Raw genomic sequence first — 16,346 nt, forward strand, 5'->3', positions numbered from 1 at the left:
GACGGCGTGTTCAGACGGCGACTGAGGCTCTCTGCGGTGGCGGGAGCCTGCCTGCTGGTTGCTGCTTCGGCAGCGACTCTCGGCGCTCCGGCCGACGCCGCTCCGGCCGACGATCCGACCGTCCAGGTCACGATCGACTCGTTCGGCCCGGTCGCTCCCAGGCCCGGCCAGCCGGTGGTGATCAAGGGCCGGGTGACGAACACCAGCTCGGTGACGTTCAACGATCCGCAGGCGCTGGCCTGTATCGACCGCACCCGGCTCGCGAGCACGGCCGCCGTCGACGCGATCCCGACCGAGCAGAACACCCCGATGAACGACCGGGACAGCTGCAGCAACCTGACCAACGACCCGCAGACGTTCAAGCCGTTCGACCAGCCGCTGGCGCCGAAGCAGACCGTCGAGTTCACGCTGACGGTGCCGTGGAAGGAATGGCGGATCAACGACCAGACCGGCGTGTACGTCGTCGGCGTCACGTTCCGCGGCGAACCGCCGAACAGCGCCCGGATCATGGCCGGCCGCGCCCGCACGCTGATGCCGGTGGCCGGTACGACGCCGCTGACCCGCACCGTCGACACCGCCCTCGTCATCCCGCTGCGGCACCGCCCGACCCAGCTCGGCGGCAAGAACTTCGCCAACGACTCCCTGGCCCAGTCGCTCGCGCCGACCGGCTCGCTCGGCCGCCTGCTCGCGCTGGGCAAGGCGCACAAGGTCACCTGGCTGCTCGACCCCGCGATGCTCGACGAGATCCGGCAGATGACCAAGGGCTACGTCATCGTCGGTCAGAACGGTCAGACCACCCAGGGCGCCGGAGTGACCGTCGCGACGACGTGGCTCAAGGAGCTCGACGCCACCCGGGCCGCGGGCAACCAGGTCGTCCTCCTGCCGTACGGCGACCCCGATGTGGCCGGCCTGCTCGATTCGGGCGAGCCGCTGAAGAAGCTCGTCGCCGATGCCCGCAAGGCGACCCAGGGCTACGCGTTGCCCGCCACCTCGGTGAACGTGCCGCCGTCCTTCACCAACGGCCTGTGGCTCGAGGGCGGCGCCGCTGCCGGCCGCTACCTCGGCGCTGCCTCGGGTGGCTTCGCCGGCGCCAGCTCCAGCGACCTGAACCTGGTCAGCAGCGCCTCGTGGTCCGCCGCGACCCGGCCCGTGCTCACCACGACCCCGGTGTACGACGTGACCACGCCTGGTCCGGACACCTCCGTCCGTACCGTCATCGCGAACTCCGCCCTCACCGACGGCGGCCCCGACCCGGAGACCGCCTCCAGCCCGCTGCAGGTCCGCCAGCGGTTCGCGGCCGAGACCGCGCTGATCGCCGCGAGCGGCAAGGGCACCTCGTCGGTCGTCGTCCTGCCACCCCGCGGCTGGGACACCGACGGCGCTGCCACCGCGCAACTGGCCGCCAGTCTGTCGCTGCCCTGGATCAAGGCCACCGACGTCAGCACGGTCGTGGCGAGCAATCCCCGTCCACAGGCCGTCAGAGCTCCGAAGGCGGGCCAGAACAACGGCGTACTGACGGAGTCGCACCTGAGCAGCATCCGCGACCTCGACGCCGCGACCAGCACGATGCAGGCCCTGCTCGTCGACGAGAACGCGCTGCCGGAGGTGATGACGCACGCACTGCTGCGGTCCACGTCGTCCGGCTGGAACGGCTATCCGGAAGAGGCCCGGCACTTCACCGCGATCGAGCTCGGATCGGCGAACCAGCAGCTCGGCAAGGTGCACCTGGTCAACGCCAGCGTCGACCGCGGGCTGCGCAAGGAGATCAAGGTCAACCTGGCCGGCAGCAAGGGCACGTTCCCGCTGACCATCACCAACGACACCGAGTGGTCGGTCCGGGTCGGCATCCAGGTCACCGCGGCCAACCGGTCCGACCTGAAGATCACGCCGCCGCAGAGCGCCGTCCTCGGCCCGCGGCAGAAGTGGACCCCGCGGATCACCGCGAGCGCCGAGCAGAACGGTCTGATCCGGGCCAACGCCCAGGTGGTCACCGCGGGCGGCCAGTCGGTCGGCAAGTCCCAGGAGCTGCTGATCCAGGCCAGCCAGTACGGCAGCGTCGGCTGGGTCCTGGTCGGCGCCGCCTGCGCCCTCCTGTTCGGTACGTCGTTCGTCCGCATCTACCGCCGGATCCGGACCGAGCGCCGCAACCCGACTCCCGCCGCCGAGGCCGCTGAGGCCAGTGAGGTCGCCGAGTCCACTGACACCGCTGATCCCGCCCACGATCGCCCCGCGGCGAACGGCGTACCCGAAGCTGCGGCTCCGGATGCGTCCTTGAAAGAAGGAGTCGGTTCGAAGGATGGCTGACCGCACCCTGCGATCCGCGGCGGTGATGGCAGCCGGAACGGTGCTGTCCCGCCTGCTCGGATTCATCCGGATCGCCCTGCTTGCCGCCGCCATCGGCACCGCGCTGCGCGGCGACATCTTCACCGCCGCGAACACGATTCCGAACAGCCTGTACATCCTGCTCGCCGGCGGGGTGTTCAACACCGTCCTGGTCCCGCAGCTGGTCCGCGCGATCAAGAACCACGACGACGGCGGTCAGGACTTCACCAACCGGGTGCTGACGTTCGGCTTCGTCGTACTCGCCGTCGTCACCGTCGGGTGCGTGCTGCTGGCGCCGGCGATCGCCGAGCTGTACCTGCCGAAGGAGCTGCACGATCCGTCCCGGATGACCGAGAAGGCGAACATGGTGATGTTCGTCCGGCTCTGTCTGCCGCAGATCTTCTTCTACGGCGCGTTCGTGCTGGTCGGTCAGGTGCTGAACGCGCGGCGCCGGTTCGGTCCGATGATGTGGGCGCCGATCGCGAACAACATCGTCGCGTGCGCCTCGATCGTCATCTTCCTGTTCGTCTACCGGGTCGGCGACACGCCTCCGACGTACAGCCGCGGCGAGGAGCTGCTGCTCGGGCTCGGGCACACCATCGGCATCGCCGTCCAGCTGCTGGTGCTGCTGCCGTACCTGAAGGCGAGCGGGCACACCTATCGGCCGAAGTTCGGCCTCCGCGGTACCGGTCTGGGGCACACTGCCCGATTGGGCCTTTGGACGGTTCTCTTCGTCGCCGTGAACCAGGTGACGCTCGTCGTGGTCACGCAGCTCGCCATCGCGGGTAGCGCGTCCGACGACCCCGGCGCGAAGGCCGGTCTGTTCGCGTACAGCACGGCGATGCTGATCATCCTGGTGCCGCACGGCATCGTCACGGTCTCGCTCGCGACCGCCGCACTGCCGCAGATGTCCGCGCTGGCGGCCGAGGGCGACACCGCGGCGGTGGCCCAACTGTCGGCTCGTTCGATCCGGCAGACGCTGGCGATCGTCGTACCGGCTGCGGCCGCGATGATCGCGTTCGCGTATCCGATCGTCACGCTGATCGCCGGGTACGGCTCGGGTAAGAACAACCTGACGCTGATGTCGTACACGCTGATGACGCTGGCGCTCGGCATCGTGCCGTTCACCGTGCAGTACTTCCAGCTCCGCACGTTCTACGCCTTCGAGGACACCAAGACTCCGTTCTTCCTGCAATGCGTGATCGCGGCAACCAACATCGCCGCGGCCGTGATCGGGGTCCGGGTGCTGCTCGACGCCGAGCACCTGCGGTTCAGCGGCGTGGTGCTCGGCGCGGCATACGCGCTCGCCTATCTGGTCGCCGTACTCATCTCCAGGCCGGTGCTGCGGCGGCGGGTGCCGCGCGTGCCCGGTGCGGGGATCGGGCTCCCGCTGCTCGCGATGGTGATCGCGGCGGTGGCCGGCGTCGGTACGGCCCGTCTGGTGATCTGGGCGCTGAGCCTGGCAATCGACTGGTCCGGACCGCTCGGCGCCATCCTCGAACTGGTGATCGCGGCGGCCGTCATGCTCCCGGTATACGCCGCAGTGTCCCGGGTACTCCGTATCCACGAAGTGAACGACGTGGTGTCCATGGTCACATCGAAGTTGCCTGTACGCCGCTGAACCGGAACGCTTGTGCATTCGTGCACCACGTGTCGTCTCGGTGGGGCACTAACATGGGGCTGCGAAAGGGCCGCTGGGGCATCAAGGAGGGCGAGAGACACCGTGTCGAACCAGACCGTGAGTCCTGGTGCCCTGCTGGCCGGGCGGTACCGGATCGCCGAGTTGCTGGCAGAGATCGACGGGGCGCGGGTGTGGCGGGCCGTGGACGAGGTCCTCAGCCGCGCGGTCGTCGTCGACGTACTGCCGGTCGGTGATCCGCGGACGAACCTGCTGTTCGACGCCGCGCGCCGGGCCGCCGCCGCGAACGATCCGCGGTTCCTGCGGGTGCTCGACTGCGACATGCACGACGGTGTGACGTACTGCGTCCGCGAATGGGCCGGCGGGCGCTCCCTGGAGCGCATGCTCGGCACCGGGCCGCTGACCGGGCAGCAGGCAGGCTGGCTGGCCCGTGAGGTCTCCGAAGCGCTCGAGAACCTGCACCGCACCGGCTACGCGCACGGAGCGATCAGCCCGGCGACGGTGATCATCACCGACGCGGGCGCGATCAAGGTCGTCGGTGTCGCCACCGAGGCAGCGCTGCGGTCGTCCGGAGCGGGTTCACCTGAGGAAGACGTGCACTCGCTCGGCGAGCTGCTGTTCGCGTCCCTGACCGGCCGCTGGCCCGGTCCGGCGCCGGCCTGGGGGCTCCAGCCCGCACCGGTCGAGCACGGCCGCCTGCTGAGCCCACGCCAGGTGCGAGCCGGCGTACCGCGCTCGCTCGACGACATCAGCGACCGCCTGCTGGGCGATCCGCCCCGGCACCACGCCCCGCCGATCACCAGCGCGGCCGGCCTGTCCGCCGCGCTGTCCGGAGTCGTCGGCAGCTCGCACGAGCCGCCGAACCAGATGGACGAGACGGTCCAGGTCGCCCGGCAGAACGGCAGCATCGACGACGCCACCCAGGCCATGCCGCCGGCCGGCCCGCCGGCCCTCGACCCGAACCCGCAGCCGACGTACGACGCCGAGCAGAACGGGTACCGCCCGCCGCAGCCGGCGTACAACACCGCGGCCGAGACGCGACCGGTCCGCCGCCAGACTCCCCCGCCGTCGAACGGGAACGGCCGGCGCCGGCACGACGAGCCGAAGCCGAAGGGTTCCTGGGGCGGCCGGATCCTGATCCTGCTCGCGATCCTCGCGCTGCTGTCGGTGATCGCGATGGCGCAGTTCCTGCTCAAGGGCGCGATGAACAACGACCAGGACAGCAACAGCGGCGGCGCGAAGAGCAGCGCCCCGCCGCAGACCAGCACGACGCCGTCCGCGACCAGCGGCCCGGCGAAGATCGTCGCGGCCAAGGACTTCGACCCGGAGGCCGACGGCGGGAACGGCGAAGAGCACCACGAGGACGTCCCGAACACGTACGACGGCAAGGCCAGCACAACCTGGCAGACGCAGACGTACCACAACAAGCCGAACCTGGGCGGCACCAAGCCCGGCGTGGGCATCGTCTACGACCTCGGCGCGAACACGTCGATCGCGAGCGTGGCGGTCGCGCTGCAGGGTGACGACACGAGCATCCAGCTGATGGTCCCGAAGGGCGACACGACCAAGTCGCCGACCTCGGTGAGCGGCTGGAAGGCGGTGGACACCAAGGCGGACCAGCCGGAGGGTACGGTCACCTTGACTCCCCAGTCGCCGACCACCTCGCGGTACGTCCTGGTGTACCTGACCAAGCTGCCGAAGGCCGACGGCGGATTCCGGGGCATCATCTCGGAGGTCTCAATCCAGAAATGACGGCCCACCTGGACTCGGGCGACCAGCCGCCCCGCCCGGACGTCCCGCGCATCGGCGCCGGCGAGCCGGTGCATCCGGCTGCTCCTTCCGGTGCGCCGACGAGCTACGACCAGCTCGACGACCACGAACTGCTGCGGATGCACGTAGCCGGCAACCCGGACTCGTTCGGGTTCCTGGTCAAGCGGCACCGGGACCGGATGTGGGCGGTCGCGATCCGGACGCTCGGTGAGCCCGAAGAGGCGGCCGACGCGCTGCAGGAGGCGTTCATCTCGGCGTTCCGGCGGGCCGACTCGTTCCGTGGTGACGCGAAGGTGACCACCTGGCTGCACCGGATCGTGGTGAACGCGTGTCTGGACCGGATCCGCCGCCGTCAGGTGCGGGCCGCCGACCCGCTCCCCGAGGACGAGGACCGTGCGGCCGAGCTGGCCGGGCCGTCCGAGGAGGACCCGGCGGAGGTCCGGGAGCGCCGCCTGGACGTGCTCAACGCGCTCAAGCAGATCAACGAGGACCAGCGCGCCGCGCTGGTGCTGGTCGACATGGAGGGCTACTCGATCGAGGAGGCTGCAGCGATCCTCGACTGCGCCCCGGGCACGGTGAAATCCCGCTGCGCCCGCGGTCGCGCCAAGCTGCTCCCGCTGCTGCGGCATTGGCAGACGACCCGGGAGTCCGACGTACCGGAGAAATCCGCCGCGGAAGCGGTGGGAACCGAATGAACGGGTACACCGTCGAAGCGAGGTCGCCTGCCTCTGGCGACCCGACTGCACCTGCCTTCGACCCGGAGCTTCATATGATCACGCCGCCGCATACCTCCTGTGAGGAGGCGAGCCCCGATGACCGAATCCGGTCTGCCGACCAGTGAGCACCTCGAGCACCTGGATACGGACACGATCGCCGATCTGATCGAGAACCTGCTGCCTGCCCCCGAGGCGCACCGCGCTCGTGAGCATGTGAAGGCCTGCCCGGAGTGCCAGCAGACGTACGACGCCCTGGTGAAGTTGTCCGAGGACCTGGCCGAGGAGGGCCGCGCCGACATCCCGATGCCGACCGACGTCGCCGAGCACCTGGACGCCGTCATCGTGTCGGAGTCGGTACTGCGTGCCTCGACGGTCGGCGTGCACTCACTGGCCCAGATCCGCGAGGAGCCCCGCCGCCACCTGCCGAAGCTGCTCGGCGCGGCGGCCGGCGTCGTACTGATCGCCGCGATCGGCGTCGGCGTGGTGTTCGCGACCAAGGACAACGCCGGTGACGGCGCGGCGAGCACCGACCAGAACTCCCCGCCCGCGGATGCGGTGACGACCACCACCAACGACCTCGGCCCGCAGATCCAGCAGTGGCTCGAGCACAACCCGGGCGCGATCATGCACGGTTCCGCGGCCGAGCAGGCCTGCGCGCGGACGTTCGCGTCCGCCCGGCCGAACCCGAACGTCCGGCTGGTCCAGCCCGCCAAGATCGACGGCAAGCGGGCCACGATCATCGGTCTGCAGGGCGGCTCGCCGCGCGACATCCAGGTGTTCGCGGTCACCGGATGTAGCGAGCCGGGCGGCGTTGCGAGCCCGTTCTACGACACGACGGTGACACTGCGCAATCGATGACGACCCGCCCTGACGGGGTGGGTACCGTGGGAATGGACGGCCTCTAGGATCCGTTGAGTACGACGTACCAATCTCGACTCCCCGAGGAACGCCTGAATGAGCGACTCCACAGTTCGCAACGTCATCATCGTCGGCTCCGGCCCGGCCGGTTACACGGCCGCTGTGTACGCCGCTCGCGCGGCACTGGAGCCGTTGGTTTTCGAAGGCTCCGTGACCGCCGGTGGCGCGCTGATGAACACCACCGAGGTGGAGAACTTCCCGGGCTTCTCGCAGGGCATCATGGGCCCGGCCCTGATGGACGAGATGCGCACCCAGGCCGAGCGCTTCGGCGCCGAGCTGGTGCCGGACGACATCACCAAGGTCGACCTGACCGGCGACATCAAGGTCGTCACCGACTCCGCCGGTGTCGAGCACCGCGCGAAGACCGTGATCCTGGCCATGGGCTCGGGCTACCGCAAGCTCGGCCTGGCCGACGAGGACCGGATGTCCGGGCACGGCGTGTCCTGGTGTGCGACCTGTGACGGCTTCTTCTTCCGTGACCACGAGATCGCGGTCGTCGGCGGTGGCGACTCCGCCGTCGAGGAGGCCACCTTCCTGACCAAGTTCGCCAAGAAGGTGCACCTGGTGCACCGCCGCGGCGAGCTGCGCGCCTCGAAGATCATGGCCGACCGGGCGCACGCCAACGACAAGATCCAGTTCCACTGGAACTCGGCGGTCGACAAGATCCACGGTGAGGACAAGCTCAGCCACCTGACGCTGAAGGACACCCAGACCGGCGAGACCCGTGAGCTGCCGGCCACCGGATTGTTCATCGCGATCGGGCACGACCCGCGCTCGGAGCTGGTCAAGGGCCAGGTCGACCTGGACGACGAGGGGTACGTGCTGGTCAAGCCGGACAGCACCCAGACCAACCTGCCGGGCGTGTTCGCCGCCGGCGACCTGGTGGACCACACCTACCGGCAGGCGATCACCGCGGCCGGCACCGGCTGTGCGGCCGCCCTGGACGCCGAGCGCTACCTGGCCACGCTGGAGGACGCGGAGCACGCGGCCGCCACCACCGAGCCTGTCTCTGTCTGAACCTGACTCATAACCACTGAAGGAGATACGCCCATGGGCGAGAACATGAACGCCGTCACCGACGCCGAGTTCGACCAGACCGTGCTGAAGAGCGACAAGCCGGTGCTGGTGGACTTCTGGGCCGAGTGGTGTGGCCCGTGCCGCCAGGTTTCGCCGATCCTGGAGGAGCTGGCGCAGGACCACAGCGACAAGCTCACCTTCCTGAAGATGAACGTGGACGAGAACCCGGTCACCCCGAGCAACTACAAGGTCACCGGTATCCCTACGATCAACGTGTACGTGAACGGTGAACTGGCCAAGTCCATCGTCGGCGCGAAGCCGAAGGCTGCCCTGCTGAAGGAGCTGGCAGACTTCACGGCCTGATCTACCCAGGACCCCCGTCCGCCACGGCAAGGAGCAGTTGCATGGCAGTGTCACCGTCTGGCCCGCACGGCGTGTACCGGATCGGCGACAGCGGTGAGGCGGTCGCCGAGATCGTCGGCAAGCTCCAGCGGCTCGGGCTGCTGGCCGGCGGTCATGACGTCTACGACGAGGCGACCGCGCACGCTGTCCGGGGGTTCCAGCAGCAACGCGGGCTGATGATCGACGGGATCGTCGGCCCGCAGACCTATCGGGCCATCGACGACGCACGGTGGCGGCTGGGCGACCGGCTGCTGACGTACGTTCCGTCGCATCCGCTGTCCGGTGACGACGTACTCGCTCTGCAGGCGAAGCTTCAGGAGCTCGGGTTCGCCGTCGCGCGGATCGACGGGATCTTCGGAGCCGACACCCAGCGCGCGGTGACCGACTTCCAGCGCAACATGGGGCTTCCCGGCGACGGGACATGCGGACCGTCGACGTTCAAGGCACTGCAGCGGATCCGCCCGATGGCGACCGGCGGCCGGCCCGACGCGCTGCGTGCGCGGGAGGCCGTCCGCGCCGCCGGACCGCGGTTGTCCGGCAAGACCGTGGTGATCGACCCGGGCCACGGCGGATTCGACTACGGCTGGGAGGGCTACGGCCTGCGCGAGTCCGATATCGCGTACGACCTGGCCGCCCGGATCGAGGGCCGCCTCGGCGCCACCGGCGTACGGGCGTATCTGTCGCGGGGCCGCGACCAGGGGCCGGACGAGCTGGCCCGGGCCGCCTTCGCGAACGAGACCGACGCGAACCTGTGCGTCTCGCTGCACGCCGACGGTTCGATGAACCCGGAGGCGCAGGGCGTCGCGACGTACTACTACGGCAACGACCTGCACGGCGCCTCGTCAAGCGTCGGTGAGCAGTTCGCCGGCCTGGTGCAGCGCGAGATCGTCGCGCGGACCGACCTGCTGGACTGCCGTACCCACGAGAAGACCTGGGACCTGCTGCGGCGGACCAAGATGCCCGCGGTCCGGCTCGAGATCGGCTACGTCACGAACCCGCACGACTCCGCCCGCCTGGCCGACCCGGCCTTCCGCGATGTGATCGCGGAGGCGATCGTGGTCGCGATCCAGCGGGTGTACCTGCCGCCGGAGCAGGATGCCGCCACCGGCATGCTCCGCTTCGGGCAGCTGACCGTCTGAGTCGATTTCCGGCTGGGCCGTTCGTCAACTGGTTGACGCATCAGTTGACCTAGGAGGGGCTCATGGCACATCCAGTCGTCCATGCCGAGATCCGATCGGCGGACCCAGACAAGACCCGGCAGTTCTTCGCTGACCTGTTCGGGTGGAAGATCGCGTCCGAGGGCGCGTTCCCCGGTTACACGTTCATCGACACCGGTACGCCGGAGGGGACGTACGTCGCGATCAGCCCGCGGCAGAGCGCCGAGGACGAGGTGCTGTTCTTCGTCGCGGTCGAGGACGTCGCGGCCACGCTCGCCCGCGCCGAGGAGCTGGGCGGACAGATCGTCCAGCCCGCCCAGCAGGTCCCCGGCACGAGTTTCGGCGTCTTCGCCGACGCACAAGGTCACAAGATCGGCGTGGCCGCCAACGGCTGACCTCAGTCCTTCTCGAGTGCGATCCTCGGCAGCGCCCGGTCGAGCCAGCGGGGTAGCCACCAAGCACGGTTGCCCATCAGGCGCAGTACGGCCGGGACGATGATGCAGCGGATCAGGAGGGCGTCGAGAAGGACGGCGGTCGCCAGGCCGAGACCGAACTGCTTCAGCATCCGGTCCGGGCTCAGCAGGAACGCGGCGAACACCACGATCATGATCGCGGCCGCCGCCGTGATCACACTGCCCGTGGTCGCCAGTCCTTCCCGGACGGCGGCCCGGGCGTCCTGGGTACGCCGCCACTCCTCGTGGATCCGCGACACCAGGAACACCTCGTAGTCCATCGACAACCCGAACACGATCGCGAAGATCATCACCGGTACGAACGCCTCGATCGGCCCCGCCTGCGCACCGAACCAGCCCTGCTGGAACACCAGCGTGATCACGCCGAGCGAGGCGCCGATGCTGAGCAGATTGAGTACGGCGGCCTTCAACGGGATCAGCACCGACCGGAACACCGCCGTCAGCAGCAGCGCCGACAGACCGACCACCACGAGTACGAAGATCGGCAGCCGCTTACTCACGGCCGACGCGAAGTCGTCCGCGGCCGCCGTCGCTCCCCCGACCAGGTACGTCGCCCTGGTCTGCGATTCGAGCTTCGGCAACGTGTCGTCGCGCAGTCTCTGCACGAGGTCGCTCGTCGCCGCGTCCTGCGGCGCCGACTTCGGGAACGCCAGCACGGTGGCGACCTTGCCGTCCGGAGTCAGCTGCGGCGGCGTCACCGCTGCAATGCCGGGATCCGCGGCCAACGTCTGACCAAGTACCTGCGCCGCAGTCTTGTCGCCCTCGGACACCACGACGAGCGGACCGTTGAATCCAGAACCGAACCCGTCGGCCAGCAGGTCGTACGCCTTCCGGCTCGTCTTCGCCGGATCGTCCGTACCCGCGTCCGCGAACCCGAGCCGCATGTTCAACGCCGGCAACGACAACGCCACCAGCGCAACGGTCCCGAGCAACAACGGCACCCACGGCCCACGCTGCACCAGTCCGGCCAGCTTCCGCCAACCGTCAGCAGGGGTACGACGCTGTTTCGCGGCATGCTTGCGAACACTCCGCTCGATCCGCTTCCCGAACAAAGTCAACAGAGCGGGCAGCAACGTCACTGCGGCGAGCATCGTCATCAACACCGTCAACGTGACCCCGAGCGCAACGCCCTGCAACGAACCGAGTCCGAGCGCCAACAGCCCGAGCAACGCGATCACGACAGTGCAGCCGGCGAACAGCACCGATCGCCCAGCGGTGTCCAAGGCAACCATCTTCGGATCGGCCGTGCCCTTCAGCAGCTCATGCCGATAGCGCGAGAAGATCAGCAACGCATAGTCGATGCCGACGCCCAGCCCCACGAGCATCATCACCGGCGTCGTGTACTCCGGCACCGGGAACAGATGCGACGCGAGCATCAGCAACGCGACCGTGCTGCCCACCGCGAACACCGCGGTCAACAGCGGCAACGTTGCCGCAAGCAACGACCCGAACAGGAACACGAGAATCACCAGCGCGGCCAGGATCCCCGCGCCCTCGGACGCACCGCCCGAACTGTCCGCCGCGTTCCGGGCCAGATCCCCACCGACCTCGACCTGGAACCCCGGCCGTGCGAAGTCCTGCGCCCGATGGATGATCGTTCGCACGTCCTCCACCGGCATATCCGTCGCCGCGACGTCCAGGCTGACGGTCGAGTAAGCAGTACGTCGATCTGTCGACATACTGCCCGGGGCGGTGAACGGGTCCGCGACCGATGCGACATGCGGAAGGGTCCGGACGACTGCCAGCATCGACGCCATCCGGCTCTTGTCCGCGTCGAGACCGCCGTCGGCCTGGACGACGATCTGCACCGAAGCCGTGTCGCCCTTCGGCTGGTGCGCCTGGAAGATGTCGGTCACCCGCTGGGAGTCGGTGCACGGGAGCGAGTTGTCGTTCTTGTAGTTCGCGCCCACGACGGTCGCTGTGGCGGTGACGGCGGCCAGCACGACCACCCACAGCAGAACTGCGAGACCGGCGTGCCGCATGGCCCAGCCGGAGACGCGGTGGAGCGGACCCGGTGGTTTCGCGCCGGGCGATCGTCGTACAGGGGTCTCCACGGTCATCGCCGGGCCCTCCTCACTGTCCTATAAGTAGATTGGCTACATGTTGCCTCTCGACAGTAACAGACATATGAGTAGACTGGCTACATGAAGGCGGATGCGCTGCGTGGGCACCTCGACCCGATGATCCTGGCGGTCGTCGAGCACGAGCCGCTGCACGGTTACGCGATCATGGAGGCGCTGCTCGAGCGCAGCGGCGGCGAGCTCGACCTGCCGACCGGCACGCTGTACCCGGCGCTGCGGCGGCTGGAGCGGGCCGGCTACCTGGCCAGCGAGTGGAGCACGGTCGGCGGCCGGAAGCGCCGGACCTACCAGCTGACCAGCGCCGGCACGAAGATGCTTGCTTCAGGCAAGCAGGAGTGGATCACCTTCCGGGCTGTGGTGGAAGGCGTGCTACGCCCGGGCCAGGCGTAGGCAGCGAGCGGCCTGGACGCTCACCAGCGCGAGCGGCAGGACGACGAACGTCCCGACGATGCCGTACGCAGGGATGCCGGGAGCGTGTGAACTGGTCGCGGTCATCGTGACGCCGATCCCCGCGATCAGCGCGGAACCGCCCAGCGTGAAGAGTGCGGTCGCCCGGCTCAGGTGCTCGCGCACCACGGGATAGCGGACCCCGATGCCGGTGGCCAGGACAGCCAGTACGGCACCGGCGATGACGACCATGCCGACAGCTCGGACCACCGTCTGCAGTAGATCGTTGAGCGGCGTGGCCTGATCGGGAACGCTGGTCCAGATCCACGCGCCGCTCTGCCACACGATCGGCTGGATGATCAGCGCCGCGAACAACAACAACGCCGTACGGCGGCTCTGGCTGATCGCGAGCTCGGCCTGGTATCTCGGCGCGACGTCCTCGATCGCCCCGAAGTCGGCGACCGCGTGCTTCTCCGCGTCGTACCGGTCGAAACCGTCGGCCTCGAAGGCCTCGGTCGCGTCGGTCAGGTGATCGCCGGCCTCGGCCAGCAGATCAGCCTTCCGGCGCCGCGGCCCACTGAGCTGCTTGCTCAATGCGGCCAGGTACTCGTCGACAGGCACCCTCCCAGTATGGGGACCGTCCACCCGGCTCACGTCCGGGGTCCCACTGACTCGCCCCTGACCTTGGCCTTCCGCCGGTGCTGTACGACGAAGAACCCGGCGTACCCGATCAGCACCAGCGCGAACCCGATCCGCTCCGCCCAGGGCGTCTGCCCTTCGGGCCAGAGGTGTCCCTCGAGGTAGTGGTGGATGTACCCACCGGCGTAGACGCTCTCGCCGCCCTGCCGGCGGAAGAACTTCTCGGTCGCGGTCACCGGGCAGCCGAAGTCGACCACGACGATGACAACGTTCCAGACCACGATCGCGAGGTGGTCCCAGATCAGCTTGGGCCATCGCCAGGCGAGGAAGCTGCCCACCACGAAGAACAGCAGCAAGGCGCCGTGCACGACCATCACCACGTCGGCCAGCGCGCGCCAGATCACTCGGGACCTGACCTCAACGCGTCCCGGACCGTCACCGGGCCGGACGGCGACGGCTCGGGGCGGATCGCACCCATCAGCCGCTCGACGGCGGCCTCCATCTCGCTACGCCAGGTGATCGCCGAGCGCAGATCGAGCCGCAGCCGCGGATTACGCGGATGCTCGCGGACGACACCGAAGCCGACCGCGCGCAGGAACTCAGTCGGCCACACGCAGCCCGGCCCGTTCCACCGGGAGTCCCCGAACGCCTCGACGGCCCGGAATCCACGCTTCAGCACATCCTTGGCGACCGCCTGGACGAGGATCTTGCCCAGCCCGAGTCCCAGGTACCGCGGTTGGATCCGCCCGGTCGCGAGTACGACGGCGTCCGGGCTGACCGGAGCCGTCGGGAACGCCTGGATCCGGGGCAGGTACGTCGCGGGCCCGTAGAGCGCGAACCCGGCCGGGTCGTCGTCGACGTACAGCACGACTCCTGCCTGACCCCAGTCGAGCAGCAGCTGGGACAACCAGGCTTCCTTCTCCAGCGCGGTGTCGCCGTTTCGGTCGGCCTGGCGTGCGGCGACCGGGTCCAGCTCCCAGAACACGCAGTCACGGCACGGAACCGGCAACTCGCCGAGGTTGGCGAGTGTCAGCGGTTCGAGCCGTCGGGCCATCAGCGCGTCCGGTCAGCGGCGCCGCATCGACGGACGCTTGTTAGCTTCGTCACGATGCGTGTCATCGCGTAGCGGGTTCGGTCGCCGGTTCCGGCACCGGGGCCGGGGTCCGTGCGTCCGTCGTGCGAGTCGCCTCGGGGGCGACGTACCGCTGTTGCACCTTGGCGGCGGGTTGCCGCCGGAACAGCTCGGCCGCGAATCCGGCCAGCACGCCCAGTACCAGTCCGCCGAGTGTCCAGCCGGCTGTCTTGCCCACGCTCATCCCGAATCCTGCCTTCCGCAGTCCACCTCCCAGGCCGCACCGCACCGGCCGGCTGTCTCAGCAGCCAGATCACGGCATGGTCGAACCTGCCCCTATAAGGCATGGTAGTGAGAGGTCGCGCCGATCCACAGCCCGGACTCGGGTCTCTCGACGTAACCTGGTGACTTCCCCCTCGATCACCGTTGGAGTGGCCCTCGTGAGTGCTGACGTGCCCGATGTCCGGCAGACCCGCCTCGACAACTACGTCGAGGCGTATGCAGCACGGACCAAGGGCATGACCGCATCGGAGATCCGCGCACTGTTCTCCGTTGCCAGCCGCCCCGAGGTGGTCTCACTCGCCGGCGGTATGCCGAACATCGGCGGCCTGCCGCTGGACGTGGTCGGCGGCGCGGTCCGCGATCTGGTGATCGACAACGGCGCGACCGCGATGCAGTACGGCTCCGGCCAGGGCGATCCGGCGCTGCGCGACCAGATCTGCGACATCATGCGGCTGGAAGGCATCGAGGCCCACCCCGACGACGTCGTCGTGACGGTCGGCAGCCAGCAGGCGGTCGACCTGGTCACGCGGGTGTTCTGCGATCCGGGCGACGTGGTGATCTGCGAGGCACCGTCGTACGTCGGTGCGCTCGGGGTGTTCCGTGCCTACCAGTGTGAAGTGGTCCATGTCGCGATGGACGACGACGGTGTCGTGCCGGAGGCGCTGGAGCAGGCGATCGCTTCTGTGCGCGCGGCCGGCAAACGGATCAAGTTCTTCTACACGATCCCGAATTTCCACAACCCTGCTGGGGTTTCGCTGTCGGACGAGCGCCGGTCGCGGGTGCTCGAGATCTGTCAGCGCGCCAATCTGCTGGTGCTGGAGGACAACCCGTACGGGCTGCTCGGTTTCGAGGGCGAGCCGCAGCGCGCCCTGCGGGCCGACGATCGCGAAGGTGTGATCTACCTCGGGTCGTTCTCCAAGACGTTCGCGCCCGGTTTCCGGGTGGGTTGGGCGGTCGCGCCGCATGCGGTGCGGGAGAAACTCGTGCTGGCACAGGAATCCGCGACGCTCTGCCCGCCGACGTTCAGCCAGCTCGCCATCTCGTCGTACCTGGTCCGGCACGACTGGATGGGCCAGGTGAAGCAGTTCCGCGAGATGTACCGCGAGCGCCGGGACGCGATGCTCGCGGCACTCACCGAAAAGATGCCTGCAGCAACGACCTGGACGCGGCCGCGCGGCGGGTTCTACGTCTGGCTGACGTTGCCGGAGGGTCTGGACGCGAAGTCGATGCTGCCGCGTGCGGTCACCGCGCGCGTGGCGTACGTCCCCGGAACTGCCTTCTTCGCCGACGGTTTCGGCTCCCAGTGCATGCGGCTGTCGTACTGTCACCCGACGCCGGAGCGGATCACCGAAGGTGTCGGCAGGCTCGCCGCGGTGATCAACGAGGAGCTCGAACTCCGCGAGACGTTCGGCCCGCTTCCCCCTGGTGCCGGGCGCGACTACGACGCTCCGGGCCCGGAGCTGAGCTAGAC

General features: G+C 69.0%; 16 protein-coding genes. 11 read left to right on the top strand and 5 right to left on the bottom strand.

Translation table 11 applies throughout. The features are described from left to right. Positions 1-6: 6 nt before the first annotated feature. The 9 genes from ACFWUU_RS27875 to ACFWUU_RS27915 all read left to right on the top strand — a co-directional run bounded on the left by ACFWUU_RS27875 (position 7) and on the right by ACFWUU_RS27915 (position 10,336). On the top strand, positions 7-2,304 hold the full coding sequence (locus tag ACFWUU_RS27875) for a hypothetical protein (protein WP_380179649.1): 2,298 nt from the start codon (positions 7-9) through the stop codon (positions 2,302-2,304). Further along, entirely contained in the window at positions 2,297-3,943 is a 1,647-nt protein-coding gene (gene murJ, locus ACFWUU_RS27880) for a murein biosynthesis integral membrane protein MurJ (protein ID WP_137255924.1), read from the top strand. Before ACFWUU_RS27875 ends, murJ begins: the two co-directional genes overlap by 8 nt. 102 nt (positions 3,944-4,045) lie before the next feature. After that, the gene (locus ACFWUU_RS27885; protein WP_380179651.1) at positions 4,046-5,713 is read left to right on the top strand and encodes a hypothetical protein; all 1,668 of its coding nucleotides are present in this window, start codon (positions 4,046-4,048) and stop codon (positions 5,711-5,713) included. Next, positions 5,710-6,426 carry an RNA polymerase sigma factor SigM gene (gene sigM / locus ACFWUU_RS27890; RefSeq protein WP_380179653.1) on the top strand — a complete coding sequence of 239 codons (717 nt, stop codon included), beginning with the start codon at positions 5,710-5,712 and terminating at the stop codon, positions 6,424-6,426. The genes ACFWUU_RS27885 and sigM overlap by 4 nt, the downstream gene beginning before the upstream one ends. Before the next feature lie 117 nt (positions 6,427-6,543). Next, a complete protein-coding gene (locus tag ACFWUU_RS27895) occupies positions 6,544-7,305 on the top strand; it encodes a hypothetical protein (RefSeq protein ID WP_137255922.1) in 762 nt (253 codons plus the stop codon). A 96-nt stretch (positions 7,306-7,401) separates the two neighbouring features. Then, positions 7,402-8,382 (top strand): thioredoxin-disulfide reductase, encoded by a 981-nt coding sequence (gene trxB, locus ACFWUU_RS27900; RefSeq protein ID WP_137255921.1) that lies wholly within the window; start codon positions 7,402-7,404, stop codon positions 8,380-8,382. 33 nt (positions 8,383-8,415) lie between these two features. Beyond that, the gene (gene trxA / locus ACFWUU_RS27905) at positions 8,416-8,745 is read left to right on the top strand and encodes a thioredoxin (RefSeq protein WP_137255920.1); all 330 of its coding nucleotides are present in this window, start codon (positions 8,416-8,418) and stop codon (positions 8,743-8,745) included. A gap of 41 nt (positions 8,746-8,786) precedes the next feature. Further along, positions 8,787-9,923: an N-acetylmuramoyl-L-alanine amidase gene (locus tag ACFWUU_RS27910; RefSeq protein WP_137255919.1), complete on the top strand. Its 1,137-nt coding sequence runs from the start codon at positions 8,787-8,789 to the stop codon at positions 9,921-9,923. 62 nt (positions 9,924-9,985) lie between these two features. Further along, positions 9,986-10,336 (top strand): VOC family protein, encoded by a 351-nt coding sequence (locus tag ACFWUU_RS27915; RefSeq protein WP_137255918.1) that lies wholly within the window; start codon positions 9,986-9,988, stop codon positions 10,334-10,336. 2 nt (positions 10,337-10,338) lie between these two features. Here ACFWUU_RS27915 and ACFWUU_RS27920 read toward each other — a convergent pair whose 3' ends face one another. Then, the gene (locus tag ACFWUU_RS27920) at positions 10,339-12,474 is read right to left on the bottom strand and encodes an MMPL family transporter (RefSeq protein WP_380179655.1); all 2,136 of its coding nucleotides are present in this window, start codon (positions 12,472-12,474) and stop codon (positions 10,339-10,341) included. Positions 12,475-12,558: 84 nt separating this feature from the next. On the opposite strand from ACFWUU_RS27920, the gene ACFWUU_RS27925 reads away from it, so the two are divergent. Continuing rightward, positions 12,559-12,885, top strand: coding sequence for a PadR family transcriptional regulator (locus ACFWUU_RS27925; RefSeq protein ID WP_137255916.1), 327 nt, complete (start codon positions 12,559-12,561; stop codon positions 12,883-12,885). Here ACFWUU_RS27925 and ACFWUU_RS27930 read toward each other — a convergent pair. The 4 genes from ACFWUU_RS27930 to ACFWUU_RS27945 all read right to left on the bottom strand — a co-directional run bounded on the left by ACFWUU_RS27930 (position 12,865) and on the right by ACFWUU_RS27945 (position 14,837). Beyond that, the gene (locus ACFWUU_RS27930) at positions 12,865-13,503 is read right to left on the bottom strand and encodes a permease prefix domain 1-containing protein (RefSeq protein WP_380179657.1); all 639 of its coding nucleotides are present in this window, start codon (positions 13,501-13,503) and stop codon (positions 12,865-12,867) included. The two genes, ACFWUU_RS27925 and ACFWUU_RS27930, sit on opposite strands and share 21 nt — an antisense overlap. A 29-nt stretch (positions 13,504-13,532) precedes the next feature. After that, positions 13,533-13,925 carry a DUF2784 domain-containing protein gene (locus tag ACFWUU_RS27935; RefSeq protein WP_380179659.1) on the bottom strand — a complete coding sequence of 131 codons (393 nt, stop codon included), beginning with the start codon at positions 13,923-13,925 and terminating at the stop codon, positions 13,533-13,535. Then, positions 13,922-14,575 (bottom strand): GNAT family N-acetyltransferase, encoded by a 654-nt coding sequence (locus ACFWUU_RS27940; protein WP_380179661.1) that lies wholly within the window; start codon positions 14,573-14,575, stop codon positions 13,922-13,924. Before ACFWUU_RS27940 ends, ACFWUU_RS27935 begins: the two co-directional genes overlap by 4 nt. Positions 14,576-14,636: 61 nt before the next feature. Further along, positions 14,637-14,837 (bottom strand): hypothetical protein, encoded by a 201-nt coding sequence (locus tag ACFWUU_RS27945; RefSeq protein WP_137255913.1) that lies wholly within the window; start codon positions 14,835-14,837, stop codon positions 14,637-14,639. 196 nt (positions 14,838-15,033) lie between these two features. On the opposite strand from ACFWUU_RS27945, the gene ACFWUU_RS27950 reads away from it, so the two are divergent. After that, the gene (locus ACFWUU_RS27950) at positions 15,034-16,344 is read left to right on the top strand and encodes a PLP-dependent aminotransferase family protein (RefSeq protein ID WP_380179663.1); all 1,311 of its coding nucleotides are present in this window, start codon (positions 15,034-15,036) and stop codon (positions 16,342-16,344) included. The last annotated feature ends 2 nt before the right edge of the window (positions 16,345-16,346 follow it).

The sequence above is a fragment of the Kribbella sp. NPDC058693 genome (genome assembly GCF_042715335.1).
GTDB classification, from domain to species: Bacteria; Actinomycetota; Actinomycetes; order Propionibacteriales; family Kribbellaceae; genus Kribbella; species Kribbella jiaozuonensis.

What these genes read in the sequence shown, in the direction of transcription:
- murJ (WP_137255924.1), top strand. Translation starts at nt 2,297, where the DNA reads ATGGCTGACCGCACCCTGCGATCCGCGGCGGTGATGGCAGCCGGAACG.
- sigM (WP_380179653.1), top strand. Translation starts at nt 5,710, where the DNA reads ATGACGGCCCACCTGGACTCGGGCGACCAGCCGCCCCGCCCGGACGTC.
- ACFWUU_RS27895 (WP_137255922.1), top strand. Translation starts at nt 6,544, where the DNA reads ATGACCGAATCCGGTCTGCCGACCAGTGAGCACCTCGAGCACCTGGAT.
- trxB (WP_137255921.1), top strand. Translation starts at nt 7,402, where the DNA reads ATGAGCGACTCCACAGTTCGCAACGTCATCATCGTCGGCTCCGGCCCG.
- trxA (WP_137255920.1), top strand. Translation starts at nt 8,416, where the DNA reads ATGGGCGAGAACATGAACGCCGTCACCGACGCCGAGTTCGACCAGACC.
- ACFWUU_RS27910 (WP_137255919.1), top strand. Translation starts at nt 8,787, where the DNA reads ATGGCAGTGTCACCGTCTGGCCCGCACGGCGTGTACCGGATCGGCGAC.
- ACFWUU_RS27915 (WP_137255918.1), top strand. Translation starts at nt 9,986, where the DNA reads ATGGCACATCCAGTCGTCCATGCCGAGATCCGATCGGCGGACCCAGAC.
- ACFWUU_RS27920 (WP_380179655.1), bottom strand. Translation starts at nt 12,474, where the DNA reads ATGACCGTGGAGACCCCTGTACGACGATCGCCCGGCGCGAAACCACCG.
- ACFWUU_RS27925 (WP_137255916.1), top strand. Translation starts at nt 12,559, where the DNA reads ATGAAGGCGGATGCGCTGCGTGGGCACCTCGACCCGATGATCCTGGCG.
- ACFWUU_RS27940 (WP_380179661.1), bottom strand. Translation starts at nt 14,575, where the DNA reads ATGGCCCGACGGCTCGAACCGCTGACACTCGCCAACCTCGGCGAGTTG.
- ACFWUU_RS27945 (WP_137255913.1), bottom strand. Translation starts at nt 14,837, where the DNA reads ATGAGCGTGGGCAAGACAGCCGGCTGGACACTCGGCGGACTGGTACTG.